The sequence below is a fragment of the Deltaproteobacteria bacterium genome (assembly GCA_026129095.1).
Taxonomy (GTDB): Bacteria; JAGRBM01; JAGRBM01; order JAGRBM01; family JAHCIT01; genus JAHCIT01.
Genome location: JAHCIT010000004.1, coordinates 19698 through 38027 on the forward strand (window position 1 = coordinate 19698; position 18330 = coordinate 38027).

Consider the following 18330-nt stretch of genomic DNA (forward strand, 5'->3'; position numbering starts at 1 on the left):
CGCCACACGGAAGAAGGACGGAGGGCCGGAGTTGTACGAGGAGTTCTTCCAGTTCACGGCGCGGCCGTTTTCCAAGACGCCCGACCCCGGTTTTCTCTACGAGAGTCCGGGGCACGCCGAGGCGCTGGCGCGCCTCGAACTGGCCGTCGAGGACCGCGAGCTGGCGCTGCTGCTTGGCGACGTGGGCTCCGGCAAGACGACGCTCACCCGCGCCCTCATTGACCGGCTCGGCGAGACGGTGACGCCGGTGCTGCTCACCAACCCCAAGCTCACCCCCGTGCAGCTCCTTCGCATCTTCGGCGAGCGGCTCGGCCTCTCGCCGCTGCCCAAGAACCGCATGGAGCTCCAGGAGCGGCTCTCCGACCGGCTCTACCAGCTCCACGAGCAGGGAAAGCCGGTGGTGCTGGTGATTGACGAGGCGCAGCTCATCCCCGGCAAGGCGACCTTCGACGAGATCCGGCTCATCACGAACTTCCAGCTTGACGACACGAACCTGCTCACGGTGATCCTCGCCGGGCAGCCGGAACTGGCCGGGCGGCTGGCGCGGCCGGCCTATGAGGCGCTGGCCCAGCGGATCGGCCTCACCTGCCGGCTGGGGCCCCTCGACCGGGCCGAGACGGCCCGGTACGTGGCCCACCGGCTTCAGGTGGCCGGGGCGGCGAAAAACCCGTTCACCGAGGAAGCGCTGAACGCCCTGCACCGGTTCTCGGCTGGCGTCCCCCGGCTTCTGAACAGCATCGCCCACGGCGCGCTGATCGATGCCTTCTCCCGTGACGACACGGCGGTCGGCCCGCAGCACGTCGAGTCGGCCGCCCGCGAGCGGATCGAGACCCGCGGCCCCCGCGGCAGCTCCACCGGCGAGGTGCGCCACTGATGGACATCCTGAAGGCGCGGGCCAAGGCGAAGGCGAAACCGGCCGGCAAGCCGGAACAGCCGGAGACGGCGGCGGCGTCCGTCACGCCACCTGCCGCGCCACCTGCCGCGCCGGAAGCACCCGCGCCCGAAGCCGCCGCCAGGGGCAAGGCACCGAAGGCCAAACGGGCGGCGGCACCACCACCAGCGGAAGCCCCGGCAGCCGCCGGGCCGGAACCTGCCGTCACGGCGGCACCGGCACCCACGCCGCCTGCCAAACCGGCGAAGGCCGCCGCTCCGGCGGCCGAACCGGAAGAAGCGGGAATACCGGACTACCCCGCGCTGGACCTTCCCGATCTCGTGGAGCTGGAAGCGGATAGCGGCGGCGGGGAAGACGGCCAGAACTACGACGAGGAGGAACAGTTCCTCCATTCGTACGCGGCGCAGGCGACGCGGGTGTCCGGGGCACGCAAATACCTCACCTTCGAGGTCGGACCGGAGCGGTATGGCCTGCTGCTCACCGACGTGCGCGAGACGATCAAGCTGTCTCAGATGACGCTCGTGCCGCGCTCGCCGCGATATCTGGCTGGCCTCATCTCGCTGCGCGGGACGATGGTTCCGGTGATTGATCTCCGGCACCGGCTGGGGCTCGATGCCGCGCCGCTCACCCGGCAAAGCCGCATCGTGGTTTGCGAGAGCGCCGGACACCCGGTGGGGTTCATCGTGGACCGTATCCACAAGGTCGTTGACATGACCGACGCCGATCTCCAGTCGGCCCCGGCGAACCTCACGCCGGAAGAGCAGGAGGTGATCGAGGGGGTGGGACGGTTCCGGGCCCTGCTCGCGGCGACCGCCCCCGGCCGCCCCGGCCGGGAGGCCGCGCAGCCCCGTGACAGCGACGCCGGCGGCGAGGAGGCCCAGGGCCCCGCCTGGCAGGTGGAGTTCTTCACGCTGCTCCGGGTCCCGGCGCTGGCACGGATCGAGTTCGGGGGGAGCGGCGCATGAGGCCACCCCCCCAGCAGGCGGCCCGCTTCTCGGTGGGCGGAACGCATTTCGGCCTGGACATCATGCAGATCAAGGAGATCATCGAGCCGCAGCCGGTGAAGCCCGTGCCGCGTGCGCCACGGTTTATAGATGGGGTTATCGAAGTGCGCGGCGCGGTGATCCCGGTGCTGGAACTTTCAAAGCGGTTCGGAACCTCCCCGGCTGCCGATCCGGCCGAAAAACGGTTTATCATCACCTCGCTGGCAGGTAAGCTGCTCGCGCTCGGAGCCGACTCCGTGACGGAGATCATCCGCATTGACCCGCAGGGGTGGCGGCCGGTTCCGTCGCTGCTCAGGCGGCCCGAAACCCGGTGCATCACCGGCGTGGCCCGCTCCGGGCGCGACCTGGTGATGGTGCTGGACCTGGCGGGGCTCCTGCGGTCGGAAGACCCGCTGGACCTGGGCGGCATGCAGGCGCTGGTGGACGAGGCGGGAACGCAGATGGAGAAGGAGGCGGGACACCCATGAACATGGCGACCTGGATGAGCCGCTTCGGTTCCCTCAAGCAGAGGGCGTTCGGGTTCGTGTTCATCGGGCTGGTCGTCTCGCTCGGCATCGGGGCCTACCTCTATCTCGACATCCGCTCCAACATGGACGACGTGAGGCAGAAGTTCCTCGAACTGATCGAGGAGAAGCTGGTGTCGAGCGCCGAGAACTCCTCGACCTACATGGTCAGCGTGATCGAGTTCGGCAGCGGCGCCGAGGAGCTGATCCGGCGGCTCAAGGCCGATTCCAAGGGGGCCGCCGACTTCGTGCTGCTGCTCCGGCCACCGGCCGGCGGCGGAAAGATCTCCGAAGTCATCGCGGCCGAAGGCGTGGAACCCTCGCCCGAACTGACGACCATCCGCGAGGAGTGGACCCGCACCGGCGGCAGCCGGGCCATCACGTTCAACCACGAGGCCGCCAGCGGCGAGCACTACCGCGTCGTCGTCGTGCCCTACCGGCCCGGCGCCGACCTGATGGGCTTCGATTCGCACAGGGCCGGTCCCTCCGAACCGCAGGGCTACCTGCTGCTCGGCATCCGCGAATCCTACATCCAGAACCGGCTCCAGGGCATCGTGCGGACGGAGGAGTCGCTGCTCACCGGCATCTCGCTGGGCGGCCTGTCGGTCCTGACGTTGCTGCTCATGTCGGCCTTCGGCCTGATGGTGCTGATCCTCACGCCGCTGGAGGAGATGCGGGAGTTCAGCGCCGCCATCGCCCAGGGCGACCTGACGCAGGCGCTGGACCCGGACCTCACCGACCGGCAGGACGAGATCGGCGACCTCGGCCGGACCTTCACCGAGATGACCGGCTCGCTCGCCACGATGGTCCGGCACATCCAGGAGTCGTCCGAGTCGCTGCGCCAGTCGGCCCACAAGGTTTCCGAAAGCTCGCTTGCCGTCACCACGTCCAGCCACAGGCAGGAGACGCAGGTGGACAGCACCATCACCACCATCACCGAGATCACCCAGGCCGTGGGCGGAATATCCGAGAACGTCTCCGAGCTGGCCGGCGCCAGCGAGGAGGCCGCCACCTCGGCCCAGGAGTTGGGCCATGCCAGGGCGGAGATCGCCCGGAACGTGACGGTGCTCGCCGAATCGGGCGACGAGACCACCTCGTCCATCCAGCAGATGGCCACCTCCATCCAGCAGGTGAAGACGAGCATCGAGCGGCTGTCGGCCGCGGCCGACGAGACGGCCACCTCCGTCGTCGAGATGGACCAGTCGATCAAGCAGGTCGAACAGAATGCCCGCGCCACCGAGGCGCTTACTGACGAATCGGCCCGCACGGCCGCCACCGGCATGGAGGTCGTCCACAAGTCCATCGAGGGGATCACCCACATCCGCGAATCGTCGGTCCGGGCCGAGACGCTGATGACCGCCCTCAGCCGCCGCGTCGAGGAGATCGGCAAGATCATCACCGTCATCGAGGAGATCGCCGAGCAGACGAACCTGCTCGCCCTGAACGCCACGATCATCGCCGCGCAGGCCGGCGAGCACGGAAAGTCGTTCGCCGTCGTGGCCGACGAGATCAAGGACCTGGCCGAACGCACCACCGAATCGACCAAGGGCATCACCCAGCTCATCACCACAATCCAGAAGGAAGTGAAGCAGGCGGTCTCCGCCGTGGGCCAGGCGGGCCGGCTGGTGGAAGAAGGCGTGAAGCTCTCCCGCGATTCGGGAGAGGTGCTGGAGAAGATCAACCAGCGGGCCACCGACTCGATGAACCAGGTGCGCGAGATCGCCCGCGCCACTGTGGAACAGGCCCGCGGGTCGGCGCAGATCAACCAGGCGATCGAGCAGATCACCTACATGCTCGAAGGCATCCTGAACGCCACCCGCGAGCAGGCGGCGGGTTCCCAGAACATCATCCAGGCGGCCATCCGGGTGCGCGACACGACCGCCCAGGTACGCGACGCCACGGCCGAGCAGGAACGGGGCGCGCGGGAAATCGGCAACGCCATCGAGCGCATCAACCAGATGGCCAACCACATCCGCCGCTCGGTCGAGGAGCACCGGCTCGCCACCGACAAGGTGCGCGAGGCGATCGGCAGCATCCGCGAGTCCACCGTGCTGAACATAGATGAATCCACCCGGCTCGAAGGCGTCGTCGCCTCGCTCAACGAGCAGAGCCAGTCGCTCCAGGAAGCCGTAGGAAGGTTCAGGGTCCAGGGCAAATGATCGTCAACTGTCCGAGCTGCAAGGCCCGCTACGACCTCTCCGGGCGCGGGCAGATACCCGACAGCGTGCGCCTCCGGTGCTCGGCCTGCCAGACCGTGTTCGTGGTGAGGCGGAAGGCTTCTGTGCCGCCCGCCCCGGCGTCCGCGCCCCGCCCGGCCGCCGCTCCCGGCGCCGGGCAGCCGGCGATCATCCTCGTGGCGCACGATTCGGACGAGGTCCGCAAGCTCCTGCGCGACATCATCGCCGCCGAGAAGCACCTCCAGGTGGTCGAGGCCGGGGACGGCCCCTCGGCCATCGGCATCCTCCGCAGCTCGCCCGTGCAGGTGATCGTCGCCGACGTCGCCCTGCCCGGCCTGCTGGGGTTCGAGATTTCCTCCCGCCTGCGGGCCGACGACATCCAGGGCAAGCCCCGGATCATCCTGCTCGCCTCGATCTACAACCACACCCGCTACAAGCGGGCTCCGGCGCAGCTCTACGGGGCCGACGACTATCTGGAGAAGCACCACGTCCACGACATGCTGGTGCCGAAGATCAACAAGCTGCTCTACAACCTCCAGGTCCACGACGACGCCCGCCCCGCCGCCCCGGCCGACGCCATGCAGGCGGTGACGGAGGAGGCGCCGGTGCCCAGGCTCACCGAAATGCAGGAGAACATCCTCAAGAGCCCGGAGGAAAATCCCGTCGGCGACCCCGCCTCGCCGGCGGCGCACGAGCACGCCCGGCGGCTCGCCCGGATCATCGTGAGCGACATCGCCCTCTACAGCGAGGAGCTGCTCGCCGAGGGACTCCGCACCAGCAACATCAGGGATTTCCTGGAACGCCAGTTCACCGAGGCCCGCGAGCTATACAACCAGCGCGTGCCGGAAGCCGTGCGCCGGCGGAGCGACTACCTGGAGGCCGCCATCCAGGAATACATCAGCCGGGTGGCCGGCGGGCGGACGGCGTAGCGGACGGTTCCCGGCAGGGCCGGGAGGGGAACGGGATGAGCGAAGCGGATTCCGCCATCGAGGCGAAGCTGGAGAACCTTGCCCGTTCGGGCGGCTCCCCGCGCTCGCTCGCCCTCATCATCGCGGGGCTGGCCGATCCCGAGTGGCGGGTCCGCAAGGCGGCCATCGAGGCCGGCTGCACCTACCCGGATGTCTCCGCGCTCATTCCCGAACTGATCTCCGCGCTCGCCGACCCGGAAAACGTGGGCCGCCGGAACGCCGCCGCCGAACTGCTGGCGGCCATGGGCGACCGGGCCGTGCCGGTGCTGATCCTCAAGCTGGAGGACATGGACCCCGACGTCCGCATCTTCGCCGCCAACGTGCTGGGGGATATCCGCGCCCCGGCCGCCATCCCGGCACTCATCGCCCGCATCGGCGACCGGGACGAGAACGTCCGCATGGTCGCCGTCGAGCGGCTGGGGCTGTTCGACGACCCGGCCGTGGACCGGGTGCTGATCGGCCTGCTGGACAAGGACGACATCCCGCTGCGGTTCGCCGCGCTGGAAGCGCTTGCCGCCCATGACGCACGGATACCGGTGGAGGTGCTGGCACGGCTCGCGGGCCAGCTTGTGCTCCGCCCCGGCGTGTTCCGCGCCCTCCGCAGCGGACGCCAGCCGGAGGCCTGGGAGATCGTCGCCGGGGGCGTGCTGGACCAGGCCCGGTCGTCGAGGGAGATGGCGACGCTGGCCCTGAGCGAACTGGTGCAGAATTTTCCCGAACTGGTGCCGCGGGTGCTGGGGATGCTCCAGCCGAAGGCCACGCCCGATTCGGTCACGCGGCTCGCACTGGCGGTATCGTCCGAGGACGTGACGCTCCGCCGCGCCACGGTGGACGTGCTCGGCCTGATGCCGAGCCCGGCGGCCGTGTCCCATCTCATCGCGCTGGCAGAGGACGACGACCTTTCGGACCTCGCCGCCATCGCCCTCGCCCGGCTGGCCCACCGGTTCGGACCGCTCATGCTGGAGACCTGGGACCAGGCCAACGACCGGGAACGCTCGCTCCTCGCCAAGGCGTTCGGCACGGCCCAGGTGGGGGCGGCCGCCGACCGGCTGATGGCGGCCCTCGATTCGGGATACGGACACCTCATCGCCAATGCGGCCCGCGCCCTGGGGGACCTGGGGGCCGTGGAGGCCGTCACCGACCTGGCGGTGCTGCTTGCCCACTCCTACCCGGACGTGCGGCTGGCGGCGGCGCTGGCCCTTCAGCGGATGGCGTCAGTGGACATGGACGCCGTCTCCCGCGCCGTGCTCCCCCACTCCGGGGCGGACGAGGCACGCACCCGCGCCGCGGCGGCGACCGCGCTCGCGGCCGCCGGAACGCCGGGGGCGAAGACGGCCCTCTACCGGCTGCTCAAGGACGCCGAGCCCTCCGTGCGGCAGGCGGCCGTCGAGGCCCTCAATCCCCACGCGCTCGACGGCGCGTTCGACTATATCGCCCCGCTGCTGGCCGACGAGTCGGCCGAGGTCCGGCGGACGGTGGTGGATGTGATCGGCAAGGTGCCGCACAGCCGGGTGGTGCAGGTGCTGGACGCCGCCCTGAATGACATCGACATCTGGGTCCAGGTGGGCGCGGTGCGTAGCCTGGGCATGCGGCCGGAAACCGGCGCCCTGGAACCGGTGATCCGGCTCCTCGGCCAGCCCGACCTCGCGCCGCCGCTCGTCGCCGAATCGCTAAGGGCGATCGAACGCCGCAACCCGGCCCTGCTGGCCGAGACGGCCCTGCCGCTGCTGACGAGCGCCGAGGTTGACGTGGTGCTGGCCGCACTGGAGGCGCTGGCCGCCGCCCCCCGCACCCCCGGCATCGGCGCCACACTCGAACGGCTGCTCCGTCACGACCACTGGGATGTCCGCAGCAAGGCGGCCCAGGTATACGCGCTGCACGCGGGCGAACAGGCGCGCCCGGCCCTGCTCGACCGGCTCCGCAGCGAAACCGACGCCCTCGTCCACCGGGCCATCCGGTTCGCGCTGGACCGCATCGCCCCCAAACGCCCATGAGCCCCCTCGACACCAGCCCGAAGATGTCGGACGAGGAGTTCCGCCTGATCAGGGACTTCCTCGTCGCCCGGGTGGGACTCTATTTCGACGAGCAGATGAAGTTCCTGCTGGAGCGGCGGCTCTACCGGCGGCTCGAACTCCGGCAGATGAAGGATTACCGGTCCTATGCCCAGTTCCTGCGCTACGACCCCAAGGCAGCCGCCGAACTGGACGAGATGGTCGAGCTCCTGACGACCAACGAGACCTACTTCTTCCGCGAGGCCTACCAGCTCGACGCCCTCACCGGGGAGGTGATCCCGGAGCTGGTGGAGCAGAAGAAACGGCGCGGCGAGCGGCGGCTCCGGCTCTGGAGCGCCGGGTGTTCCAGCGGGGAGGAGCCCTACACGCTGTCCATCCTGATGCTCGAACATCCCCTGCTAGCCGGATGGGAGACCGAGATCATCGGGACCGACATCAACCAGCGGGTGCTGGCGAAGGCGCGCACGGGCATTTACACGGAACATTCGCTCCGCGGCGTTCCGGAAGGACGCATGGACCGCTACATCGAGCGGTACCCGGACGGCCGGTTCCGCATCACCGACGAGGTTCGCCGCCCCGTCACCTTCGGCGCGGCAAACCTGCTCGACCGGTCGAAACTGGCGTTTCTGATGGATGTGGACGTGATCCTGTGCCGCAACGTGCTGATCTATTTCGATGCCGCCAGAAAGCGCGGCGTGATCGACCTGTTCCACGAGAAGCTCGTTCCCGGCGGCTTCCTCCTGCTCGGCCACTCCGAGTCGCTCCTGAACCTCTCCACCCGGTTCCAGCTCCGGCACCTGGCGACCGACATGGTGTACCAGCGGCCGCCGAAGGAGGCCGGAGCATGAGGGTACGCACTGCTTCCCCCGTCCGGTCCCTGCCCCGGAAGGTGCGGGTTCTGATCGTTGACGACTCCTCGTACAACCGCCAGCTCCTCACCGAGCACCTGTCGGCCCGCGAATCGCTGGAGGTCGTGGGCGCGGCCCGCAACGGCGAGGACGCCCTGAAGAAGGCGCTACAGCTCAAGCCCGACATCGTTACCCTGGACCTCGAAATGCCGATCATGGACGGTTTCACGTTCCTCCGGATCGTGATGCAGTCGAACCCGGTTCCGGTGATCGTGGTGAGCAGCCGCAAGGAGGACCGCAGCGTCTTCCGCGCCCTGGAACTGGGCGCGGTTGATTTCATTGGCAAGCCGGAGGCGAAGAAGGCGTCATCGGTCACGTCCATCATCGACGAGCTGATCTACAAGATCGAGAACATCGCCGAAGTGAGGATGGAGAAGGTCCGCTTCCCCGGCGCCGAGCTTCGTGTCCCGCGGCGCGTTCCGCCGGGAGTGGCCGTTCCGCGTTTCCCCGAACCGCCGCCCGTGCGCGTCCGGGCTCCGGCGGGCCGCGCCGAACGGACGGGACCGGTCGAACTGGTCGTCATCGGCGCCTCCACCGGCGGGCCCAGCGCCATCCAGCAGGTGCTCCAGAACTGGCCGCCCGAGATCACCGCGCCGGTCGTGATCGCCCAGCACATGCCCCCCGGTTTCACGCGCCATTTCGCCGAACGGCTCGGCCGGCTCACCGGCATGGACGTGGCTGAGGGGACGGACGGCGAAACGCTGCGGCCCGGCAGCTTCCGGGTGGCGCCGGGCGGATCGGACATCCTCGTCCACCGCGCCGGGGCAAGGGGCTACCGGACGGAGATCGCCGCTCCAGAGGGGAGCCAGGGGTTTGTGCCGAACGTGGACCGGCTGTTCCTCTCGGCTGCAAGGATTTGCGCCGGCGGGCGGGCGGCGGGCATCGTGCTGACCGGAATGGGGAACGACGGTGCGAAGGGGGCGGCGGCGCTCCACGACGCCGGTTCCCCGGTCATCGCCGAATCGGAAACGACGGCGGTGGTCTACGGCATGCCGCGGGAGGCCGCCCGGACCGGCAAGACCGACGCGGTGGTGCCGCTCGACCAGATACCGGCGGCGCTCAGGGCGCTGGCCATTCCCGGCAGGCCAAAGTCTTCGGAGTAGTTGACGGAGTAGTTGACCGCGCCCCGGCCTTCAGGGCATAAACCCAGACGAAACACCACGTTATGAGCAATCCGGACGACAGCCTATCGAAGCGGGAAGAGTTCCTGACGATGTTCAAGCGGAGCGCCGACTTCGCCCAGGAACTGCTGGGCGAGAACGAGCGGCTGCGCCTGCGTATCCTCGACCTGGAACAGTCCCGCACCCGGATCGGCGAGAGCGCCGAGCCCCTTTCCGCCGAGGCCCGGCAGCTCATGGACGAGATCCAGCGGCTCCGCAAGGAAAAGGAGGAGCTGGTCCAGCGGTTCAGGGAGATCGAGGCGGAGAACCAGGATTTCGCCAGCCGCTACGTGGATATCGAGGAGGAGAACAACAACCTCGCCAACCTCTATATCTCCAGCTACCAGCTCCACTCGACGCTCGACTTCAAGGAAGTCCTCCAGATCGTCCTCGAAATCGTCATCAACCTGATCGGCGCCGAGATGTTCGCCGTCTACCTGCTGGACGAGAAGACGAACCAGCTGGAGCCGGTGGCCAGCGAGGGGTGCGAGGTGACGAGCCTGAAGGCCGTTCCTTCCGGCCAGGGGACCATCGGACAGGTGGCGACCTCCCGGGAGAACTACTTCGTCAGGGAGATCCCGAAGGACCAGAAGCTCGACCCGGAAAACCCGATCGTCGTCATTCCGCTCACCATCAAGGACAAGCTGATCGGGGTGATAGCGATTTTCCGGCTGCTCCAGCAGAAAACCCATTTCGCCAACGTGGACTACGAGCTGTTCACCCTGCTGGCTGGCCATGCGGCCACGGCCATTTTCTCGTCGAAGCTCTATTCGGAGTCGGAGCGCAAGCTCAACACGATCCAGGGCTTCATCAACCTCCTCAGCAAGTAGGGAAAGGAACCGGACCGGGAGATGGAGAACTTCAGTGTGCTGGTGGTCGAGGACTCGCCGACCATGCGGCAACTCATCATCTTCGCGCTCAAGCGCATCCGCACCCTCGACATCATCGAGGCCGGTGACGGCGTGGACGCGCTGAAGAAAATGTCCGAGCGGAAGTTCGACCTGGTGCTCACCGACATCAACATGCCCGTCATGGACGGCATCAAGCTCATCACCCTGATCCGCAAGGATGCCACCCACGGCAGCATACCGATCGTCGTGATCTCCACCGAGGGGGCTGCCGAGGACCGCCAGAAGGCGCTCACCCTGGGCGCGAACACCTACATCACCAAGCCGATCCAGGCCGCCCAGGTTCTCAGTACCGTCAAGGAACTGCTGAACATCCAGTAGACACCGGGCAGGCCGCGAAGCCCCGCGCCGTCAGGCCTGCGCCTTCAGTCCGGTTTTCAGTCCGGCCTGCCAGAACAGCCTGTCAGATTGACGGGTCGTTCCCGGCGATCTCCGGCGGCTTTCCGGGCGGCCCCTCGCCGGCCTCGGCCTCCTCGCCCGTGTCCATGAGGTATTTCGCGATCCAGTAGGGATAGATCACCTTCTGGACGAGGAAGATGCCGACGGCGATGTAGCCCGTGGCCCACAGGAGGTCGATCACGTAGTGGTGGTTCAGGTAAACGGCCGCGAACCACATGACCGCCGGATAGAGGAAAAAAAGCGACCGCTGCCAGACCTTCAGTTCCCTGAAGCCCCAGGCGCAGAAGATCGCGCAGGTGAGCGAGTGGCCCCCGTGGAGCGAGGGGACCGCGGCGAACCGGTTGGGGTTCAGCGTCCCCCAGACGAGCCCGAAGAAGTTGATGCCGAGCAGCTTGTCCAGCTTGGCGAGCCCCGCCGCCCCGCCGATGACGTGGTGCTCGATCTCCGGCTGGGCGAAGCCGTACTTGAGGACGTACCAGGGCGGCGCGGCCGGCAGCAGCGCGTAGGTGACAAGGCCCATCAGGTTCAGGATCGCCAGCGTGTAGGTGAAGCGGAAGAACAGCTCCCGGTCCTTGCGCCAGCCCCAGAAGATGAACCCGACGATCCACGGCATGAAGAAGTGGACCGCGTAGGCCGTCCCGGTGAACACGTCGAGCACCTTCACCAGCAGCGTGCCGTCGTTGACGAGCTTCCACGCCTGCATGGCGAAGGGCGGGATGTCCCCCTGGAGGAACCCCTGCCACTGGCTCTGGTGGACGACGAGCCCCAGCTTGCACTCGATCATCGCCTCGGTGCTCTCGCAGCATTGGGGCGCGCTGGCATAGGCGCCGCACAGGTGGTCGTTCACCGGGCTGACCCGCTGGGCCGCCGCGGCGAGCGAGGGGGAGGCGGGGCCGGAAATCCAGCGGGTGATCCAGCCGACGGCCGCCCGCTCCCAGACGACCACTTCCTCGATGTTGATGCGGCGCATCTGGTCGGCGACGCCGCGCAGCATGTCGTAGCCCAGCCAGAACAGGAAATACGGCGTCCAGTCGCGCAGGAACAGCCGGGCCTTCGTCCGGCCGAGGGCCAGCGAGCCCATCATCACGATGGTGAGGATAAAGAGGACATGATCGGGCCGGAACGCCCGCAGCACGAAGCCGCCCGTCCAGAGCACGATGATCGCCACGATCCAGATCAGGACGATCTGTTTCAGCGTGAGTCTCTTGAAGTCGCGGAAGTAGTGAAGCAAGGGTCTTGATCCGTCCGGCCGGACGGAATAACCGGTTTCAGCCGCCAAGAAAAGCCCGTGAACTCACGCGCAGTCGCGCCAGCGGCGCCAGGCGGCGACGCGCTTCTTGCGCTCGGCCCCGCCGATCTCCGGCCTGAAGCGGGCCTCCTCGGACCAGACGGACTCGATCTGTCCGGTGTTCTTCCAGTAGCCCACGCCGAGCCCGCCGAGGAACGCCGCGCCGACAATGGTGGTTTCCGTCTGGTGGGGGCGCACGACGGCCTGGCCGAGGAAGTCGCTCTGAAACTGCATCAGGAGGTCGTTCTGCGACGCCCCGCCGTCAACGCGCAGTTCCCGGATCCGTTTCCCGCCGCTGTCGGCGGCCATCGCCTCCAGCAGGTCCACGATCTGGAAGGCGACACCCTCCAGCACGGCGCGGGCGAGGTGCGCCCGCGTGGTCCCCCGCGTGAGGCCGGCAAACAGGCCGCGGGCGTCGGGGTTCCAGACGGGCGCGCCAAGCCCGGTGAGCGCCGGGACGAACTGCACGCCCCCGGTGTCGGGCACCTCGCGGGCGAGGGGTTCGATCTCCGTGGCCGAGCGGATGAGGCCGGGGCCGTCGCGGAGCCACTGGACGGCGGCTCCCGCGATGAAGGAGCTGCCTTCGAGGGCGAAGGTCCGCGTGCCGTGCAGGTCGAGGGCGACGGTGGTGAGAAGCTGGTTGCGCGACGGGACGGGCTTTTTACCCACGTTCATCAGCACGAACGCCCCGGTGCCGTAGGTGCACTTGGCCATGCCGGGCGAAAAGCAGGCCTGCCCCACCAGGGCCGCCTGCTGGTCGCCGGCCGCGCCGCCGATGGGCGTCCCGTCGGGCAGGATGCCCACGTCGCGGGTCTTGCCCATGACGCCGGCGTTGGGGACGATCTCCGGCAGGATGGCCTCCGGCACGCCGAACACCTTGAGGAGATCCCGGTCCCAGGCGCCCGTGTGCAGGTTGTAGAGCAGCGTGCGCGAGGCGTTCGTGGCGTCGGTCACATGGGTGCGGCCGCCCGTCAGTTTGGCGATGAGCCAGCTCTCGATGGTGCCGAAGGCTAGCTTGCCGTCACGGGCGCGCCGCCGGACCTGCGGATCGTTGTGGAACAGCCAGTGGAGCTTGGTCGCGCAGAAGTAGGGATCGAGGAGAAGGCCGGTCTTCCTGCGGATCGCCTTCTCGATGCCGCGCTTTTTCAGCCTGCGGCATTCGTCCGCCGTGCGGCGGTCCTGCCAGACGATCGCCCGGCCCACGGGTTCCAGCGTCGAGCGGTCCCAGAGCACGGTCGTTTCCCGCTGGTTGGTGATGCCGATGCCGGCCACCGAGAGCCCCTTCGAGCGGCAGGCCGACACCACCTGCTCGACCACCGACAGGGTGACGGCCCAGATCTCCGAGGCGTCGTGCTCGACCCAGCCCGGTTGCGGGTAGTGCTGGGTGAACTCGCGGTCGGCGTGGGCGATCACCTCCAGCTTCTCGTTCACGGCCATGGCGGCCGTGCCGGTCGTGCCCTGGTCGATGGCGAGAATCACTTCCGGCATGAGCCGTTACTCCCCGTCCCCTTCGTCGCCGCCGGGGGGCCCCTCCGGGTTCCCGAAAAACCCCTTCGAGGGCGCCGCGTCCGCATCGAGGTGCGGCACGTCGTCCGGCGTATGGACCCTGTTGATCCGGTTGAAGGGTATCTCCTTCGGACCGGACGCCATGCGGATGATGAGGGAGTGCTCGCCGAGGCCGCTGAGTATCCCCCGGTAGGAGATGCCGTTGGCCAGCACGATCACCTCGCGCTCCAGCAGCCGGGTGAGCGGCGGCCGGGAGCTGTCGGGCTCCTGGATGCGGCCGCTCACCCGCACGGGGCCGCCCTCGCCCTCCAGCGGCTTGTCCTCGCGGAGCGTGTCCCCGCCAGAGCTGCCCCCGTCCGGCGGCTTGCCGCCGCCGGACTGACTGCCGGTCTGGCCGCCTTTCTTGCCGTCCGGTCCGCCGCCCGTCACTTCAGTTCCTCCCTGAGCAGGTCAACGATCCGGGACAGCCGGCTGCGGAGCGTCCGCTGGTCGGCGTCTCCCTTGCCGATGTACATCGACGGCCGGAACTTCTGGAGCGCGGCATCGAGCTTGGGATCACGCCTGCGCCCGGAGAAGAACAGGATCATCGCCGGATCGTATTTCTTCTGCTTTTCCACCTGCCGGAGCGTCTGCGCGGCGACAAGGCCGTTCATCACCGGCATTTCCAGGTCCAGCACGACAAGGCCGATGTCGCCCCCGGCCTCCTTGATCTGGACATAGCCCTGGATCAGTTCGCGGCCGTTCTCGAAGCAGATCACGTCGCGGGCAAAACCGCGGGAACGGAACACCTCCTCGATCTCCGCACGGATGGTGGTGGAGTCGTCGGCCACGACCACCGTTTCGAGGAACCCCACCTCCGCGCCGCGGGCTTTCGCCGCCCCGGCGGCCGGGGCCTCGACGAAGGCGCTTTCGAGTTCGGCCGGCAGATCGGTCTTTTTCGAGGGCACGTCGGAGAGGAGCCTTTCCCAGTCATCGGCGCTCAGGTCGTCACCGGTCCGGGACGCACCGGCGGCGGGCGGCTCCCGCCGCTCGCCCGGCTTCACGTCGGGCGCAATCGCCCGGTTGCACAGGGTGCAGTGGGTCAGCTCGTCGCCGCGCTCCAGCAGGACGACCACCTCCACGTCGGCGCCACAGTAAGGGCACCAGCGGGTCGGTATCCGCCACTTTTTACTGGTCTTCAGCATGGGAAAAGTCGGGTTTCCTCGTTAATCCGGAACGCCGGAAGGCGGTATTGTCATCGCCAACCGCCGGTTGGGCAAGCCGGGCGGGCGGCAGAGATATATTTTTGACACCTGCCCCTGCTGCCTATATATAGGTTCTTCCGGGACGGTCGTTCCTGAGCTGCTGGCGAGGGCCGGCGTGGCCCGACCGACCGGGCCGCCGGGAGGACAGCGACCCATGCGACTCTACCGATCCCGTATACCCGCCATCGCCACCAAGATCGTGGCCACCCTTGTCGCCGACGGCGACATCGAAATCAACCGGTCCCGGCTCGACGAGGTCGAACTGGACATCAAGTCGGTGCTGGACGAATACCTGCGGCAGGAAAACATCCTGCTCAATGCCGTCCGCGACCACATGGAGAAGCACCACCTCCCCTACCAGGAGTTCGGCAAGATCAAGAAACAGCTTGCCGAGGAGACGAACTTCCCCACGGGCGACGACTCGTTCTTCTGGCTGGCGAACCAGATCATCGAATCGTTCATGATCAACGAGAGCGTCGAGGAGGTGTTCGCCGCCGACAACCTGCTCCGCCGCAAGATCATCCAGGTGTTCCGCGAGAACCTGGTAAACGACGACGACCTGGAGCGAGAGGCGCGCAACCGGATCAAGAACATCAGCGAGGATTCGCCCGAGTGGAACCTTGAGTTCCAGAAGGCCCTGAAACTGGTAAGGGAGCGGCGGGGGCTCAAGTAGCGCCTGCCCTTCGCTGACGAAGACAGGAGCGAGCAGCAGCCCGCATGAGCCGAAAGTCCAAGGCACGTCCGGCGGCGCAGTCCGGCGGTTCCCAGCCCGGTCCGCCTCCCGGCACCGGCAACCCCCTCTCGGCCCGCCTGCGCGACGCCGTCGTCCGCTGGACCCGCCTCACCGCCCGGAACCCCGTACAAACGCTTCTCGTCATCGCGGCGATCACCACCCTGTCGGCCGTGTTCGCCTACCGGCTCGTGACCAACGTGCGGACCGATTTCGCCTCGCTGCTGCCCGAGACCGACCGCTCGGTGCAGAACCTGAAAAAGCTCGGCGAGCGGTACGGCAGCGAGCGCGGGCTCCTCGTCGTCATCTACTGCGAGACGAAGAAGGATCCAGGCTGCTTCGAGGATTCCAAGCGGCTCGCCGGCGACATCGCCGGGAAGCTGAAGCCCCTGGAGGGCACCCTGATCCGGCAGGTGGTCTACCAGAACACCGAGGACCACGAGTTCTACCGCAAGTACAAATACCTGTTCATGGACACCGAGGATCTCGCGGAGATCCAGGACCGGCTGGACATCAAGCTCCGGTTCGAGCGGGTGAAGAACTCTCCCGTCGCGGTGAAAGACCTGCTGGAAGACCCCGGCTTCGACCTGGCCGACATCGAGGAAAAGTACGGCGACCGGGAGAAGAAGCAGTCCATGTACACGGACGGCTACTTCACCAACGGCAATGGCGCGGTCCTGCCCGACGGCCGGGAACTCGGCCCCAACTCGGTCGTCGCGCTCCAGGTGACGGCCCTGGGGAGCGGGCTCGACTTCGGCGGCTCCGGCCGGCTGCTGAAGACCATCCAGGGGATCATTGACGGCCTCGCCCCCGCGAAGAACTACAACCCGCTGATGGAGGTGGGCCTCACCGGCTCCATCGCCCGGTCGAACTACGAGGTCACGGCCGTCGTCACCGACACCGTGCGCACGGCGGCGCTCACGATCCTGCTCTGCTTCGCCCTGATCCTGCTCTACTACCGGCGGTTCCGGCCGGTGGTGTTCATGACCGTCGCGGTGCTGGCGGCGATCTGCTGGACGTTCGCCGTGAGCTGGTTCCAGATCGGCTACCTGAACCAGCAGACGGCGTTCCTGGCCAGCATCATCATCGGCAACGGGATCAACTTCAGTCTGATCCTCATGGCGAGGTATTTCGAGGAACGCGAGCGCGGTCTTGTCCCCGAAGATGCCATTGTCAGCGCCGCCGAAAACACCTTCGAGGCGACCCAGACGGCCGCGGCCGCCACGGCGGCCGCCTACGGCGTGCTCATCTTCACCTCGTTCAAGGGTTTCTCCCAGTTCGGCTTCATGGGCGGCCTCGGCATGGTGTTCTGCTGGCTCGCCTCCTACACGATCATCCCCGCCCTCATCACTCTCACCGAGCGGTGGCGGCCGATGGTCGCGCCGGGCCGGAGGCAGACAGACCACGAGGGGCGGCTCGGCTCGGCCTGGATCGCGCAGGCCGTCGTGAAGGCCCCCCGCGCCATCATCGCCGCGTGCGGCGCCCTGACGGTCATCAGCATGTTCTTCGTCTGGATCTTCCTGAAGGATCCGTTCGAGTACAACTTCTCGAAGCTGAGGAGCCGCGACGACCCCAACGCGACCTACGTCCACTTCCGCCGCCTCACCTGGGACATGAAGCTGGAGGGCGGCGGCGGCGGGTCGGTCTTTCTGGTGGACAGCGCCGAGGAGGCCGCCATGCTGGTGGAGGCGGCCAACGCCAGGCGGGACGAGCTGGAAGCGGCCGGCCCTCCGGGCTCGACCATCACCGGGGCCCACTCGATCTTCACGCAGCTTCCCGAAAACCAGGAGGAGAAGATCCGCATCATCAGCGATATCCGCGAGATGGTCGAGCGGCAGCCGATGGGCTGGCTGTCGGAAAAGCACCGCAAGCGTCTGGACGAGTTCCGCGAGGCGTTCGACATCCGGCCCGTCACCATCGCCGACCTGCCGGAGAACATCCGCAAGCGGTTTACCGAGCGTGACGGCACCTTCGACAAGGTGGTGCTGATCCAGCCCAAGCCTGACGTGTCGCTGTCGAACGGCCGGAACCTGCTCCGGTTCGCCTCGGAGATCGAGAGCTACACGCTGGAAAACGGCAAGACGGTCCATACCTCCGGCGACGCGATGCTGTTCGCCGACATGCTGGCCGCCATCAGCCGGGACGGGCCGGTCGCCACGGCGATGTGCCTCATGGGCGTCTTCGGCATCATCTTCGTCAGCTTCGGGGGCCTGAAGAAGACCGTCTTCATCCTCTTTTTCCTGCTCTACGGCATCCTGCTGCTGGTGGGCTGCATGGGAATCTGGGATCTCAAGATCAACTTCTTCAACTTCGTCGTCATCCCGATCACGATCGGGATCGGCGTGGACTACCACATCAACGTGTTCAAGCGGTACGCGCTGGAGGGCCCCGGCTCCATCGAGAAGACGCTCCACTCCACGGGCGGAGCGGTGCTGCTCTGCGCCGGGACGACGATCATCGGCTACGCGATGATGACGCTCTCGCTCAACCAGGCGATGCAGAACTTCGGGTGGATCGCCATCATCGGCGAGATCACCTGCGTCACCTCCGCCCTGCTGTTCAAGCCGGCCGTGATCCTTCTGGAGGAGGAACGGGCCAGAAGGACCGGCGGCGCGATGCTGGTGGAGTAGG

Annotated in this window: 16 protein-coding genes; 12 read left to right on the top strand and 4 right to left on the bottom strand. The window is 67.6% G+C overall.

Annotation, left to right across the window (positions count from 1 at the left end):
• Positions 1-31: 31 nt before the first annotated feature.
• The 10 genes from KIT79_06700 to KIT79_06745 all read left to right on the top strand — a co-directional run bounded on the left by KIT79_06700 (position 32) and on the right by KIT79_06745 (position 10853).
• Complete coding sequence (locus KIT79_06700) at positions 32-874, top strand: AAA family ATPase (GenBank protein MCW5828989.1); 843 nt, start codon at positions 32-34, stop codon at positions 872-874.
• The gene (locus KIT79_06705; protein MCW5828990.1) at positions 874-1857 is read left to right on the top strand and encodes a purine-binding chemotaxis protein CheW; all 984 of its coding nucleotides are present in this window, start codon (positions 874-876) and stop codon (positions 1855-1857) included. Before KIT79_06700 ends, KIT79_06705 begins: the two co-directional genes overlap by 1 nt.
• Positions 1854-2363 (top strand): purine-binding chemotaxis protein CheW, encoded by a 510-nt coding sequence (locus KIT79_06710; GenBank protein MCW5828991.1) that lies wholly within the window; start codon positions 1854-1856, stop codon positions 2361-2363. Before KIT79_06705 ends, KIT79_06710 begins: the two co-directional genes overlap by 4 nt.
• Complete coding sequence (locus KIT79_06715; GenBank protein ID MCW5828992.1) at positions 2360-4558, top strand: HAMP domain-containing protein; 2199 nt, start codon at positions 2360-2362, stop codon at positions 4556-4558. The genes KIT79_06710 and KIT79_06715 overlap by 4 nt, the downstream gene beginning before the upstream one ends.
• Entirely contained in the window at positions 4555-5505 is a 951-nt protein-coding gene (locus KIT79_06720) for a zinc-ribbon domain-containing protein (protein MCW5828993.1), read from the top strand. The genes KIT79_06715 and KIT79_06720 overlap by 4 nt, the downstream gene beginning before the upstream one ends.
• Before the next feature lie 35 nt (positions 5506-5540).
• A complete protein-coding gene (locus KIT79_06725; GenBank protein MCW5828994.1) occupies positions 5541-7538 on the top strand; it encodes a HEAT repeat domain-containing protein in 1998 nt (665 codons plus the stop codon).
• 23 nt (positions 7539-7561) lie between these two features.
• Positions 7562-8404, top strand: a complete 843-nt coding sequence (locus KIT79_06730; GenBank protein MCW5828995.1) for a protein-glutamate O-methyltransferase CheR — start codon at positions 7562-7564, stop codon at positions 8402-8404.
• Positions 8401-9567, top strand: a complete 1167-nt coding sequence (gene cheB, locus KIT79_06735; GenBank protein MCW5828996.1) for a chemotaxis-specific protein-glutamate methyltransferase CheB — start codon at positions 8401-8403, stop codon at positions 9565-9567. The genes KIT79_06730 and cheB overlap by 4 nt, the downstream gene beginning before the upstream one ends.
• A 62-nt stretch (positions 9568-9629) precedes the next feature.
• Entirely contained in the window at positions 9630-10454 is an 825-nt protein-coding gene (locus KIT79_06740) for a GAF domain-containing protein (protein MCW5828997.1), read from the top strand.
• A gap of 21 nt (positions 10455-10475) precedes the next feature.
• Positions 10476-10853 carry a response regulator gene (locus KIT79_06745; GenBank protein MCW5828998.1) on the top strand — a complete coding sequence of 126 codons (378 nt, stop codon included), beginning with the start codon at positions 10476-10478 and terminating at the stop codon, positions 10851-10853.
• An 82-nt stretch (positions 10854-10935) separates the two neighbouring features.
• Here the strand turns inward: KIT79_06745 and KIT79_06750 are convergent, their stop codons facing one another.
• From KIT79_06750 to KIT79_06765, 4 genes are all read right to left on the bottom strand, one after another.
• The gene (locus tag KIT79_06750) at positions 10936-12162 is read right to left on the bottom strand and encodes a phosphatase PAP2 family protein (protein MCW5828999.1); all 1227 of its coding nucleotides are present in this window, start codon (positions 12160-12162) and stop codon (positions 10936-10938) included.
• Between the two features lie 63 nt (positions 12163-12225).
• Entirely contained in the window at positions 12226-13707 is a 1482-nt protein-coding gene (gene glpK, locus KIT79_06755; GenBank protein MCW5829000.1) for a glycerol kinase GlpK, read from the bottom strand.
• Between the two features lie 6 nt (positions 13708-13713).
• Positions 13714-14154 carry a hypothetical protein gene (locus tag KIT79_06760; GenBank protein MCW5829001.1) on the bottom strand — a complete coding sequence of 147 codons (441 nt, stop codon included), beginning with the start codon at positions 14152-14154 and terminating at the stop codon, positions 13714-13716.
• The gene (locus KIT79_06765; protein ID MCW5829002.1) at positions 14151-14909 is read right to left on the bottom strand and encodes a response regulator; all 759 of its coding nucleotides are present in this window, start codon (positions 14907-14909) and stop codon (positions 14151-14153) included. Before KIT79_06765 ends, KIT79_06760 begins: the two co-directional genes overlap by 4 nt.
• A 214-nt stretch (positions 14910-15123) precedes the next feature.
• On the opposite strand from KIT79_06765, the gene KIT79_06770 reads away from it, so the two are divergent.
• A complete protein-coding gene (locus tag KIT79_06770) occupies positions 15124-15642 on the top strand; it encodes a DUF507 family protein (protein ID MCW5829003.1) in 519 nt (172 codons plus the stop codon).
• Between the two features lie 44 nt (positions 15643-15686).
• Complete coding sequence (locus KIT79_06775; protein ID MCW5829004.1) at positions 15687-18329, top strand: MMPL family transporter; 2643 nt, start codon at positions 15687-15689, stop codon at positions 18327-18329.
• The last annotated feature ends 1 nt before the right edge of the window (position 18330 follow it).

What these genes read in the sequence shown, in the direction of transcription:
- KIT79_06705 (MCW5828990.1), top strand. Translation starts at nt 874, where the DNA reads ATGGACATCCTGAAGGCGCGGGCCAAGGCGAAGGCGAAACCGGCCGGC.
- KIT79_06710 (MCW5828991.1), top strand. Translation starts at nt 1,854, where the DNA reads ATGAGGCCACCCCCCCAGCAGGCGGCCCGCTTCTCGGTGGGCGGAACG.
- KIT79_06715 (MCW5828992.1), top strand. Translation starts at nt 2,360, where the DNA reads ATGAACATGGCGACCTGGATGAGCCGCTTCGGTTCCCTCAAGCAGAGG.
- KIT79_06720 (MCW5828993.1), top strand. Translation starts at nt 4,555, where the DNA reads ATGATCGTCAACTGTCCGAGCTGCAAGGCCCGCTACGACCTCTCCGGG.
- KIT79_06725 (MCW5828994.1), top strand. Translation starts at nt 5,541, where the DNA reads ATGAGCGAAGCGGATTCCGCCATCGAGGCGAAGCTGGAGAACCTTGCC.
- KIT79_06730 (MCW5828995.1), top strand. Translation starts at nt 7,562, where the DNA reads ATGTCGGACGAGGAGTTCCGCCTGATCAGGGACTTCCTCGTCGCCCGG.
- cheB (MCW5828996.1), top strand. Translation starts at nt 8,401, where the DNA reads ATGAGGGTACGCACTGCTTCCCCCGTCCGGTCCCTGCCCCGGAAGGTG.
- KIT79_06740 (MCW5828997.1), top strand. Translation starts at nt 9,630, where the DNA reads ATGAGCAATCCGGACGACAGCCTATCGAAGCGGGAAGAGTTCCTGACG.
- KIT79_06745 (MCW5828998.1), top strand. Translation starts at nt 10,476, where the DNA reads ATGGAGAACTTCAGTGTGCTGGTGGTCGAGGACTCGCCGACCATGCGG.
- glpK (MCW5829000.1), bottom strand. Translation starts at nt 13,707, where the DNA reads ATGCCGGAAGTGATTCTCGCCATCGACCAGGGCACGACCGGCACGGCC.
- KIT79_06765 (MCW5829002.1), bottom strand. Translation starts at nt 14,909, where the DNA reads ATGCTGAAGACCAGTAAAAAGTGGCGGATACCGACCCGCTGGTGCCCT.
- KIT79_06770 (MCW5829003.1), top strand. Translation starts at nt 15,124, where the DNA reads ATGCGACTCTACCGATCCCGTATACCCGCCATCGCCACCAAGATCGTG.
- KIT79_06775 (MCW5829004.1), top strand. Translation starts at nt 15,687, where the DNA reads ATGAGCCGAAAGTCCAAGGCACGTCCGGCGGCGCAGTCCGGCGGTTCC.